Source organism: Kluyvera sp. Awk 3 (assembly GCF_028069715.1).
Classification (GTDB): domain Bacteria; phylum Pseudomonadota; class Gammaproteobacteria; order Enterobacterales; family Enterobacteriaceae; genus Kluyvera; species Kluyvera georgiana_A.
The window spans coordinates 1-11,876 of the sequence record NZ_JANEWH010000131.1 but is presented as its reverse complement, the minus strand read 5'-3'; the positions used below and the strand labels follow the sequence as shown (position 1 = coordinate 11,876).

The window sequence follows — 11,876 nt, the reverse complement described above, 5'->3', positions numbered from 1 at the left end:
CAATATAATATTTATATTTCTATCACCTTATTTAAACTGAGGGCAGGATGTTATTGTTTGAATGAAAACAAGGGGGAGTTATGCAAATTTTACAGGAAGATGATTTTTTTCATTCTGCCCAACATGCATTTTGCCTTTTCCTGATTAATAAACAGTTAAAGATCGACGTGCATGGCCATGAGTTTGATGAAATAGTTATCGTCCGTGAAGGAAGCGGTTTTCATATCATTAATGATGTGGTGCAGTTTATCTGTCAGGGTGATTTTTTCCTCGTGACGACCAAGGATACGCATAGTTATATTTCAACTAACAATTTATCAATAATTAATATATTAATTCGTCGAGACCGCGAATTTTATTTTTTACAGGGTATTGATAGTTTGCTCGAATGTATCCGGACGCCAGGGCCAAAGAGCGGCGCTCAAACGTTGTCTGTGGCCGCCTTAAGGCGCATCGAATGCTGGTGTAAGGACGTTATTGCATGCAATGAGCGCGGCGATGACAGGCGCTGTTTTCTATATATGGAAACCCTGTTTTTAAATATCATCAACGAGCTATGCTTTTGTGAAAAACAGGCATTCACGTTAAGCCGCGAGGAGAAGGGGCGTGCCAGTCTGATCAACATGCTGAAGCTCAGTTGTCACAGGCAGCTTGACTGGAGTGCGCTAAGCGATGAAAGCGGCATTGCCAAACGCACGATGTTTCGCTTTATTAAACGCGTTACTGGCTACACACCAATGCGATTTCAACTGCTTTATCGCATATTAAAGGCGCAGGAACTATTACGCACCACGGATAAAAGCGTCGGTGAAATCGCTGCGCGCTGCGCCTTTCCCAATACCATCAGGTTAACTGAAGCCTATAAACGCCATTTTAAATATTCGCCTACGCATGAACGTGAACTGCATTCACGCATTTTAATAATAACCTGACCTGTGGCTCTTGTCGTTAAGCGAGATGTTATCTCGCGGCGGCGCGCTGCCTCGCGTCTTCAATGATGTTTATTTTCTATTTTTATTCAATAAGGGAAATGTTATGTCAAAAGAGAAAATACCTAACCCATGGTATGTTGGGGTGGTATCAGGAATGGCATCATATATTGATTCAGCGGCGATTATTTCCAACGGCACCGCGCTGGTTATTTATCAAAAGACGATCGGGATTACCGCCGTAGAAATTGGTATTTTGTCCGGCTTGCTAACGTTAGCTATTGCGTTAGGCGCTTTTAGCGGCGGCAGATTAGGCGACAGGCTTGGACGCCGTAAAGTATTTATATTCACCATGTTAATGATTGTGATGGGTACCTTGTTGCTGGCATTTGGGCTTAATTTCCCACTGCTGCTATTGGGTACACTGCTGGTGGGGCTGGCGACGGGGGCCGATCTTCCGGTTTCGCTCGCGACAATTTCTGAGGCCGCCAATGATGAAAATCGCGGAAAAATTATTGGCCTGTCTAATATGCTGTGGACCGTGGGAATTGGCGTCACGATTGCAATTTCATCCATCGTAGGAGACTGGGGCAAGCTCGGAGCGCAAATCCTGTTTCTGCACGTTTGTCTTGTCTCTGCGATCGTGCTGCTGCTGCGCCTGTCTATCCCTGAATCTCCGTTGTGGCTGGTGGCAAGGGATGAACTCAAACGAGGCGTCGCCACCGTGCGCGCGCAAACGTCTTCTTATAAAGATCTGCTCAGAGGCAAATACCTGTGGCCCTTTATCGCGCTGAGCGTCTTCTATACCTTTACCAACCTCGCCGCCAACACCGGTGGACAGTTCGGCGCTTATATCGCCGTCAACGTGGTCGGTATATCGATTAGCACCAGCTCGCTTTGGGGGCTGTGCATGATGCCTGTCGGTCTGTTCTTCAATCTCTTTTTCATGCGCATTGTGGATACACCTAAACGCATGACGTTCTTCGTCATCGGCGCTCTGGCGATGGTCGCCGGCTATTTGATTCTGCCGGTGTTACGTTTCACCCCCGCTGCGCTGCTCGGCAGCATGTTCCTGCTTGGCGTCGGTAACGGGTTGGCCTTCGAAGGCATTATGAAAGTGTGGGCGCAGGAATCGTTCCCCACCATGCTGCGTTCAACCGCCCAGGGATTAATTGTGGCGATTGCTCGCCTGACCTGCGGGGTGCTGGCTTTCGTCACCCCCGTGCTGCTCGATGCCGGACCGGTCATCTTTTACCTGCTGCTGGTCACCATTGTGAGTATTGGCCTCGTTGCTGGTTGGCTCTGTTTTCACGGTACACAGCGGAATGAATTTAACGCAGAGGCCGAAGCGCTGGACTCTGTATCTGGCTTAAAATGATCCTGGAGTAAAATATGCTACGTGTTGAAAAGATCCTGTTTAACTATGCCGAGCGGCTGCAAGGAACGGAAGATTTCCCGGTGGTTGGTTGGCAGATTCAAAGCGATAGAAACCATGTTATCCAGAAAAGCTGGCGGCTGCAGGTGAGCGAAGACGCTGGTTTTGCTGAACCAGTGTACGACAGCCAGAGGGTGGAGAGCGCGCAGTCGCAGCACATTCATTTGCGGGAAATCGCGCTGATGCCTTCCCGACGTTACTTCGTGCGGGTGAAAATCAGCGATAACGACGGGGAATGTAGCGAATGGAGCCAGGCTACCGAGTTTGTCAGCGGGTTGCCGGCGGAGTGCTGGCAGGGGAAATTTATCTCGGCGGAAGAACCCGCGGATAAAGTTATCTCAAAAGGCACGCTTCTGCGTAATCAGCTGCATCTGGCGAAATTAGAGGATATTGCATCGGTATTTGTCCATGCCAGCGCGTTGGGGATCTATCAGCTTTACTGCAATGGCCGCAAGGTAGGGAATGACGAACTCACGCCCGGCTGGACCAGCTATGACCATCAACTGCTCTATCAGACCTATGATTTAACACCGTTGGTGAAGGCGGGGAACAACGTTCTTGGCGCCAGCATTGGCGCGGGATGGTATAAGGGCGATATGAGCTTCAACCGCTATCGTAATTATTACGGAGAGCGCACTGCCTTTATCTGTCAGGTGGTCATCAATTATAAAGATGGCACCCGGCAATTATGGGGAACAGACGAACACTGGCAATCATCTTACTCGCCGGTGCTATTCTCTGAGATTTACGACGGTGAGATTTATGATGCCCGGCTCGAACAGCCCGGCTGGAACATGGCGGAGTTTGATGCCGGGAAGTGGCGAGCCGTGAGCGTTATTGACGCGGACCTATCGGTGCTTCGGGCGCAGGGCGACGCCACTGTTCAGCAAATCGAAACCATTGCGCCAGTCTCCTTTTTTACCACGCCGAAAGGTGAACGGGTGATCGACTTTGGTCAAAACCTGACTGGCTGGGTGGCCTTTAGCGTTAAAGGCAGGGCGGGAGACAAAGTGGTGTTGCGCCATTTTGAGGTACTGGATGCACAGGGGAATGTCTACCTGGCCAACCTTCGCAGCGCGAAACAGCGGATTGAATACACCCTTAAGGGCGCGGAAGAAGAGCATTACCATCCCCGCTTTACCTTTCAGGGATTTCGTTACGTTAAAATTGAATCCTGGCCCGGTGAGTTCTCGCTAAGCCAGGTGACGGCAGTGGTCATTCACAGCCAGATGCGGCAAACCGGGGAGTTTGTCTGCTCTAACCCGGATTTAAACCAGCTTCATCACAACATCCTTTGGGGACTAAAAGGCAATTTTGTCGATGTTCCGACCGACTGCCCGCAGCGTGATGAGCGGCTCGGCTGGACCGGTGATGCGCAAATATTTTGCCGTACCGCCAGCTATCTGATGCAGACCCGTAATTTCTTCGCCAAATGGCTGGCGGATTTACGTTACGATCAAACGCCAGAAGGCGCGGTGCCGCATGTGGTGCCGGATATCCTCACCGGCAAGAGTGATAACGACCTTAATTTAACCAACGGCGGTACTGTCGCGGCGGCGGCGTGGGCCGATGCGGCGGTGATCAACCCCTGGACGATGTATCTGATGTATGGCGACAGGGAAACGTTGCGTCAGCAGTACGCCAGCATGAAGGGCTGGGTCGATTTTATGCGCAACCATGCGGTAGATAATCAATGGCGCTACAAGCTGCAATTTGGCGATTGGGTGGCGTTGGATGCCAGAGAGGGCAGTTATTTTGGTGCCACCCCTGACGCTCTGATTTGCATGGCGTATTTCGCCTTGTCCACGCTGCTGTTTGCTAAAGCGGCGAAAGCGCTGGGTGAAGAAGATGACTACCAGCACTATTTCGCCTTACACCAGGCTATCGTCGAGAGTTTTCAGCGGGAATTCTTCACTGCCACTGGCCGTCTGGCGGTCAGAACGCAAACGGCGCATATTCTGGCGCTTTATTTCAACCTGGTGCCGGAAGCATACAGAGCGAAAACTGTCGCAGGGCTACTGGAATTGCTTGCCGAACATGATGGTCACCTGGTGACTGGTTTTGTCGGTACGCCGTATTTTTGCCATGCGCTCAGTGAAAACGGTCAGGTGGATGCCGCGTGGCTGTTGCTGCTAAAAGACGATTTCCCGTCATGGCTGTATCAGGTGAAGGCCGGGGCGACCACAATCTGGGAGCACTGGGATGGCGTTAAGCCGGACGGCACGATGTGGAGCCCGGATATGAACTCCTTTAACCACTACGCCTATGGCGCCATCGGTGAATGGTTATATCGGGCGGCGGCGGGAATTAATACCCGGGAAGATGAGCCTGGATTTAAGCATTCCATCCTGCGTCCACTGCCTGGCGGTGGCCTTGAATGGCTGAAAGCGCGCTATTCATCGGTGTACGGCGATATTTGTGTCCACTGGCAGCAGGACGCGCAGACGGTAACGCTGGAGGTAGACATCCCGGCGAACACCCGCTCGACGCTGATACTTGACGGGGCGCAGACGCTGCTGGACGCCAACGGCATTGCATTTGCGCCGATGGACGGCGGCTACAGCGCTGAAGTGGGTTCCGGGCATTATCGCGTCATTTTCCTGCGTGAGAACAGATAATATCCACGGCGGCCATTGCGCCGCCGTCACCGGTTAACGGTCGAATTCCTTCCTTTTCATTCCTTTATTCTGCGCATTGGCAAACGCGCGTCTCGCGATAATACTCGCGACCGTATTTGCGAGAGTGAAGCCGTGGCAGAAGAAAGCGACGACGACGACAAAACAGAAGACCCCACACCCCAACGGCTTGAAAAAGCGCGCGAAGAGGGGCAAATTCCGCGTTCCCGCGAACTGACATCGCTGCTGATGCTGCTGGTGGGCGTTTGCGTGCTCTGGCTGGGCGGGGAGTCACTCGCCCGTCGATTGGCCAATCTTCTTTCTGGCGGGCTGCGTTTTGACCACAGCATCGTCAGCGACCCTAATCTGATCCTTGGGCAAATTATTCTGCTGCTCAAAGAGGCCATGCTGGCGCTGCTGCCGCTGATTGTCGGCGTGGTGACGGTGGCGCTGGTGGCGCCGATGATGCTCGGCGGGCTGGTATTCAGTACTAAATCGCTCGCTTTCAAGCTCGACAAACTTAACCCATTGCCCGGCATTAAACGTATGTTCTCCGCGCAAACCGCGGCAGAGCTCACCAAAGCCATTATGAAAGCGGTGCTGATGGGCTCCGTGGCGGGTTTTTTCCTGTGGATGCACTGGCCGCAGATGATGCGGCTGGTCAGCGAGTCGCCGCTGTCGGCGATGGGTAACGCGCTGAACATGGTCGGACTGTGCGCGCTGCTGGTGGCGCTGGGCATCATTCCCATGGTCGGGTTCGACGTCTTCTGGCAAATCCACAGCCATCTGAAAAAGCTACGCATGTCGCGCCAGGACATCCGCGATGAATTCAAACAGAGCGAAGGCGACCCGCACGTGAAAGGGCGTATTCGCCAGATGCAGCGTGCGGCGGCGCGGCGTCGCATGATGGCGGACGTGCCGAAGGCCGACGTTATCGTGAATAACCCGACTCACTACTCGGTGGCGTTGCAGTATGACGAAAACAAAATGAGCGCACCGAAAGTGGTGGCAAAAGGCGCTGGCCTGGTGGCGCTGCGCATTCGCGAAATTGGTGAAGAGAACCGAATACCGATGCTGGAAGCCCCCCCGCTGGCGCGTGCGCTGTATCGTCATGCCGATATCGGCCAGCAGATCCCCGGCCAGCTGTACGCGGCGGTCGCGGAAGTGCTGGCGTGGGTATGGCAACTGAAGCGCTGGCGACTGGCGGGCGGCGTGCCGCCGAAAAAACCGGATAACATACCGGTGCCTGAGGCACTGGATTTTTTGAACGAGAAGGACTCTGATGGCTAATCTTGTCGCAATGCTGCGTCTCCCCGGCAACCTGAAATCTACCCAGTGGCAGGTGCTTGCCGGGCCGGTGCTGATCCTGCTGATTCTGTCGATGATGGTGCTGCCGTTGCCGGCGTTCGTCCTCGATCTGTTGTTCACCTTTAATATCGCACTTTCCATCATGGTGTTGTTGGTGGCAATGTTCACCCAGCGCACGCTGGAATTTGCCGCCTTCCCAACCATTCTGCTGTTCACCACGTTACTGCGCCTGGCGTTGAACGTCGCCTCTACCCGTATCATTCTGATGGAAGGGCATACCGGCGGCGCGGCGGCGGGGAAGGTGGTAGAAGCCTTCGGCCACTTCCTCGTGGGCGGTAACTTCGCCATCGGTATCGTGGTGTTTATCATCCTCGTGATCATCAACTTTATGGTTATCACCAAAGGTGCGGGTCGTATCGCCGAAGTGGGCGCGCGCTTCGTGCTGGATGGGATGCCGGGTAAACAGATGGCGATTGACGCCGATCTCAACGCCGGAATTATTGGCGAAGACGAGGCCAAGAAGCGTCGCGCCGAAGTGACTCAGGAAGCCGACTTCTACGGTTCAATGGACGGCGCCAGTAAGTTCGTGCGCGGCGATGCGATCGCCGGGATCCTGATTATGGTGATTAACGTCATCGGCGGTCTGCTGGTGGGCGTATTGCAGCATGGACTGGATCTCGGCAAAGCGGCGGAATCCTATACGCTGCTGACCATCGGTGATGGCCTGGTAGCCCAGATTCCGGCGCTGGTTATCTCTACCGCCGCGGGTGTTATTGTGACGCGCGTCAGCACTGAGCAGGATGTCGGCGAGCAGATGGTGGGGCAGCTGTTCAGCAACCCGCGCGTGATGCTGCTCAGCGCCGGGGTACTCGGGCTGCTGGGGCTGGTGCCGGGAATGCCGAACCTGGTGTTCCTGCTGTTTACCGCGGCGCTGCTGGGGCTGGCATGGTGGATTCGCGGACGCGAAATGAAAGCGCCGGAGCAACCACAGCCGGTGAACGTGCCGGAGAGCAGTTCACAGGCCGTTGAAGCCACCTGGAGCGACGTACAGCTGGAAGATACGTTGGGGATGGAGGTGGGTTACCGTCTGATCCCGATGGTCGATTTTCAGCAGGACGGCGAGCTGCTGGGGCGTATTCGCAGCATCCGTAAGAAATTTGCCCAGGAGATGGGCTTCCTGCCGCCGGTGGTACATATCCGCGACAATATGGATCTTTCGCCGGCGCTGTACCGTATTCTGCTCAAAGGCGTGGAAATTGGCAGCGGCGAAGCCTATCCGGGGCGCTGGCTGGCGATTAACCCCGGCACTGCCGCGGGAAGTTTGCCGGGTGAGGTGACAACCGATCCGGCGTTTGGCCTGGATGCTATCTGGATTGAGAGCGCGTTAAAAGAGCAGGCGCAGATCCAGGGCTTTACGGTGGTGGAAGCCAGTACGGTGGTGGCGACACACCTGAACCATTTAATCAGCCTGCATGCCTCGGAGCTGTTTGGCCGTCAGGAAGCACAGCAGCTGCTGGATCGCGTGACCCAGGAAATGCCAAAACTGACCGAAGATTTAGTGCCGGGCGTAGTCACGCTGACGACGCTGCACAAAGTGCTACAAAATCTGCTCGATGAGAAAGTACCGATTCGCGATATGCGCACCATTCTCGAGACGCTGGCGGAGCATGCGCCGATCCAGACCGACCCGGGCGAACTGACCTCGGTGGTGCGTGTGGCGCTGGGCCGGGCCATTACCCAGCGCTGGTTCCCGGGCAACGACGAGGTGCAGGTGATTGGGCTGGATACGCCGCTGGAGCGCCTGTTGCTGCAGGCGTTGCAGGGCGGCGGCGGGCTGGAGCCAGGGCTGGCAGACAGATTGCTGGCGCAGACGCAGGAGGCGCTGGCGCGTCAGGAGATGCTGGGCGCGCCGCCGGTGCTGCTGGTCAATCACGCGCTGCGTCCTCTGCTGTCGCGCTTCCTGCGCCGTAGCCTACCGCAGCTGGTGGTGCTGTCGAATATGGAACTCTCCGACAACCGTAATATCCGCATGACCGCGACCATTGGAGGTAAATAATGCCGCGATTTCTTCCGCTGCTTTGCCTCCTGCCGTGTCTGGCGCAGGCGGCGGGTGAGGGGGCCTGGCAGGCCAGCAATATTGGCATTACGCTCAACCATCGTGGCGTGGCGGCCTCATCACGCCCTCTGTCGTCATCGCAACCGGTGCAGGGCGCAACCACGCTGGTTGCCTGGCGCTATGAACTCAACGGACCGATTCCTGCCGGACTGCGCACGCGACTGTGTTCGCTTTCGCGCTGTACGGAGCTGGATGCCCTCAGCGGCACCACGATGGCGTTCAATCAGGTTTCTGCCGCGGAGCCCTTTCGTTTTATTTGGGAAATTCCTGGTGGCGGGCGATTAATTCCCGCTCTACAGGTTAAAAGCATTCAAATCATCGTTAACTACCGTTAAGCGCCGCACATTCCTCCACTCGCTGCCAGATTCTGGTGGCGAGCTCGCATTTCTGGCCCCTGCTTTTGATTGTAAAGAAACGTTGTTTTATAAATCAGTGATGCATATGCCACGACTCTTTGCATTTTTGCCAACCCTACGCCCGCACTGGCAGAAATAGGAAGGTATCCCTTGATGCATACTTTTACTGTAGCCGTGTCAGTACTCCTTTTGTCTCAGCCTTAGCGAGGGAAGGAGATTCATAATAAAAAGCACAGGATTGACGGCTAATGAATAGAACGCGAAAAATAGGACTGGTGAATTACTTCGCCTACGGGTCGGGAGATTTTCTCGGCGCGGGTACGACAGCGTTGACCGCTGCATGGCTTCTCTATTTCTATACCACTTTCTGCGGGTTAAGCCCCATTGAGGCGACCTTTATCTTCGCCACCGCCAGGGTTCTGGATGCGGTGGTCAGTCCGTTAATGGGCTTCCTGACCGACAACTTCGGCTCCACGTGGTTGGGTAAACGCTTCGGTCGCCGTAAGTTCTTTATTCTGTTGGGTATTCCTTGCGTGTTCAGCTATTCCTTTATGTGGATAGGGGACATGGGCTTCTGGTATTACCTCCTGACCTATCTGATTTTTGACGTGGTCTACACCATGATTCTGGTGCCGTACGAAACGCTGGTACCGGAAATGACCGACGACTTCAAACAGAAAACCAAGTTCTCCGGCGCGCGTATCGGTATGGCGCAGATGTCCGCCATTCTGGCCTCTTTCCTGCCGGGTATCCTGCTGACTCACTTTGGTAAAGACAACGCTATCTCTTTCTTCTACGCCAGCCTGGTGTTCTCCGTACTGTGCGCGCTGATGCTGACCTTCGTCTGGTTCTTCACCTGGGAACGCCCGCGTGAAGAGTGGACAGCGGCAGCCCTGAAGGCGGAAGAAGAGAAAAAGCACCTGACCTTTGGTCAGAGCATGAACCGCCTGTTTGTCGAACTGAGCTCCACGCTGCGCATTAAGATTTTCCGCCAGCATTTGGGCATGTACCTCGGCGGCTATATTGCCCAGGACGTGTTCAACGCCGTCTTTACCTACTACGTGGTGTTTGTGCTGATGCAGGAAGCTTCCGTGGCTTCTAACCTGCTGGGCACGATGGCGATTTTCCAGTTCATTGCCGTTATCGCCATGATCCCGCTGTGCATCCGCTTCGGACCGGCGCCGTCCTACCGTATGGTTGTCGTCCTGTTTGGGTTGGGGTCTTTCTCCTATGCCGCGCTGTACTACGCAGGCATGAGCGACATCTACTCGCTGCTGCTGCTGATCTCCGCTATCGCAGGTCTGGGGCGCGGGGGCATCAACTATGTCCCGTGGAACACCTACACCTATATTTCTGACGTTGATGAAGTGATCACCGGTCAGCGTCGCGAAGGGATCTTCGCCGGCATCATGACCCTGACCCGCAAAGCCTCTCAGGCCGGTGCGGTCATGCTGGTGGGGATCATCATGCAGCTGTCCGGCTTTGTGTCCGGCCAGAAAACGCAGCCGCCTGAAGTCAGCCATACCATCCTGATGATCCTCAGCATGGGCACCATCATCGTATTGGCGTTGGGCTTCCTCGTTTCCCTGCGCTTTAAGCTGAACCTGAAAACTCACAGCGTGCTGCGTGAAGAAACCGCGAAAATGCGGGCGTCTGGCCACGTGGTGCCGGAGACCGTCACACCGCAGGCGCGCGCTACGGTCGAGATGCTGGCGGGGATGCCTTATGAATCCCTGTGGGGCAACAACAACATTGGCTACCTGAATCGTAACAAACCTGCTGCACCTTCACTGAAGCAGGCTGCAACATTGAATTCGACTTACAACAGAGGTTAAGAATATGAAAGTTTGGCCCGTCAAACATAGCCCATTATTACGACAGCCGGAGCGCTTTATCTCCCGGGAAGAGCTGAAAGCCTTGATTCAGACGGTGACGAACAATCTGGTGAATATCAAGGATGAAACCGGCCAATTTCTGCTGCGCCTGGACGATGGCCGTATCATTGATACCAAAGGATGGGCTGGCTGGGAATGGACGCATGGCGTAGGTCTGTACGGTATTTATCAGTACTACCAGCAGACCGGCGATGTGGCGATGCGCGATATTATCGACAACTGGTTTGCTGACCGTTTTGCTGAGGGCGCGACCACCAAAAACGTCAACACCATGGCGCCGTTCCTGACGCTGGCCTATCGCTATGAAGAGACGGGTAATCCGGCGTACCTGCCGTGGCTCGATAGCTGGGCGGAATGGGCAATGAACGAGATGCCGCGCACCGAACACGGCGGCATGCAGCACATTACTCTGGCGGAGGAAAACCATCAGCAGATGTGGGATGACACGCTGATGATGACCGTGCTGCCGCTGGCGAAAATCGGTAAGCTGCTGAATCGCCCGGAATACGTGGAAGAGGCGGTGTATCAGTTCCTGCTTCACGTGCAGAATCTGATGGACCGGGAAACCGGCCTGTGGTTCCATGGCTGGAGCTACGAAGGCAACCACAACTTTGCCAACGCCCGCTGGGCGCGCGGCAACAGCTGGCTGACCATCGTGATCCCAGACTTCCTTGAGCTGGTCGATCTGCCGGAGAACAACGCGACGCGTCGTTACCTGGTGCAGGTGCTGAACGCACAGATTGCCGCGCTGGCGAAATGTCAGGATGAGAGTGGCCTGTGGCACACGTTGCTGGACGATCCGAACTCCTATCTGGAAGCATCGGCGACTGCCGGTTTTGCCTACGGTATTCTGAAAGCGGTGCGCAAGCGCTACGTCAGCCAGGAGTATGCGAGCGTTGCGGAAAAAGCGATCAAAGGCATTGTGAAGCACGTATCTCCGGAAGGCGAACTGCTGCAAACCTCCTTCGGTACCGGGATGGGATCTAACCTCGATTTCTACCGCGAAATCCCGCTGACCTCTATGCCGTACGGGCAGGCGATGGCGATCCTGTGCCTGACCGAGTATTTACGTAAGTTCTTCTAAGTTCTCATTCTTCAGCCACCCGGCAGCGTCAGTTGCCGGGTTTTTTATTACCCGCCTAATCAAATTTTTTTGAAATTTTCACTTTTGGTTATAAAAAATTTTTAAGTGGATCGCATTCCTGTGTGATGAGTAATAGCC

The 11,876-nt window shown here is 54.7% G+C and carries 8 protein-coding genes; all 8 read left to right on the top strand.

What is annotated here, in order from left to right; translation table 11 throughout:
• The first annotated feature begins 80 nt into the window (after nt 1-80).
• The 8 genes from NNN71_RS20330 to bglB all read left to right on the top strand — a co-directional run bounded on the left by NNN71_RS20330 (nt 81) and on the right by bglB (nt 11,738).
• Nucleotides 81-932, top strand: coding sequence for a helix-turn-helix domain-containing protein (locus NNN71_RS20330; protein ID WP_271459208.1), 852 nt, complete (start codon nt 81-83; stop codon nt 930-932).
• A gap of 103 nt (nt 933-1,035) precedes the next feature.
• Nucleotides 1,036-2,307, top strand: coding sequence for an MFS transporter (locus NNN71_RS20325; protein WP_442910522.1), 1,272 nt, complete (start codon nt 1,036-1,038; stop codon nt 2,305-2,307).
• A gap of 14 nt (nt 2,308-2,321) precedes the next feature.
• Nucleotides 2,322-4,982 carry an alpha-L-rhamnosidase gene (locus tag NNN71_RS20320; protein ID WP_271459206.1) on the top strand — a complete coding sequence of 887 codons (2,661 nt, stop codon included), beginning with the start codon at nt 2,322-2,324 and terminating at the stop codon, nt 4,980-4,982.
• A 132-nt stretch (nt 4,983-5,114) separates the two neighbouring features.
• On the top strand, nt 5,115-6,269 hold the full coding sequence (gene flhB / locus NNN71_RS20315; protein ID WP_163449521.1) for a flagellar biosynthesis protein FlhB: 1,155 nt from the start codon (nt 5,115-5,117) through the stop codon (nt 6,267-6,269).
• Nucleotides 6,262-8,343, top strand: a complete 2,082-nt coding sequence (gene flhA, locus NNN71_RS20310; protein ID WP_249023093.1) for a flagellar biosynthesis protein FlhA — start codon at nt 6,262-6,264, stop codon at nt 8,341-8,343. The genes flhB and flhA overlap by 8 nt, the downstream gene beginning before the upstream one ends.
• Nucleotides 8,343-8,738, top strand: coding sequence for a flagellar protein FlhE (gene flhE / locus NNN71_RS20305; RefSeq protein ID WP_271459205.1), 396 nt, complete (start codon nt 8,343-8,345; stop codon nt 8,736-8,738). The genes flhA and flhE overlap by 1 nt, the downstream gene beginning before the upstream one ends.
• 269 nt (nt 8,739-9,007) lie before the next feature.
• The gene (locus NNN71_RS20300) at nt 9,008-10,594 is read left to right on the top strand and encodes an MFS transporter (RefSeq protein WP_163449513.1); all 1,587 of its coding nucleotides are present in this window, start codon (nt 9,008-9,010) and stop codon (nt 10,592-10,594) included.
• A 4-nt stretch (nt 10,595-10,598) separates the two neighbouring features.
• Complete coding sequence (gene bglB / locus NNN71_RS20295) at nt 10,599-11,738, top strand: beta-galactosidase BglB (protein WP_163449512.1); 1,140 nt, start codon at nt 10,599-10,601, stop codon at nt 11,736-11,738.
• Nucleotides 11,739-11,876 lie beyond the last annotated feature (138 nt).

Coding starts and splice junctions, on each gene's coding strand:
- bglB (WP_163449512.1), top strand. CDS start 10,599: ATGAAAGTTTGGCCCGTCAAACATAGCCCATTATTACGACAGCCGGAG.
- NNN71_RS20330 (WP_271459208.1), top strand. CDS start 81: ATGCAAATTTTACAGGAAGATGATTTTTTTCATTCTGCCCAACATGCA.
- flhE (WP_271459205.1), top strand. CDS start 8,343: ATGCCGCGATTTCTTCCGCTGCTTTGCCTCCTGCCGTGTCTGGCGCAG.
- NNN71_RS20320 (WP_271459206.1), top strand. CDS start 2,322: ATGCTACGTGTTGAAAAGATCCTGTTTAACTATGCCGAGCGGCTGCAA.
- flhA (WP_249023093.1), top strand. CDS start 6,262: ATGGCTAATCTTGTCGCAATGCTGCGTCTCCCCGGCAACCTGAAATCT.
- NNN71_RS20325 (WP_442910522.1), top strand. CDS start 1,036: ATGTCAAAAGAGAAAATACCTAACCCATGGTATGTTGGGGTGGTATCA.
- NNN71_RS20300 (WP_163449513.1), top strand. CDS start 9,008: ATGAATAGAACGCGAAAAATAGGACTGGTGAATTACTTCGCCTACGGG.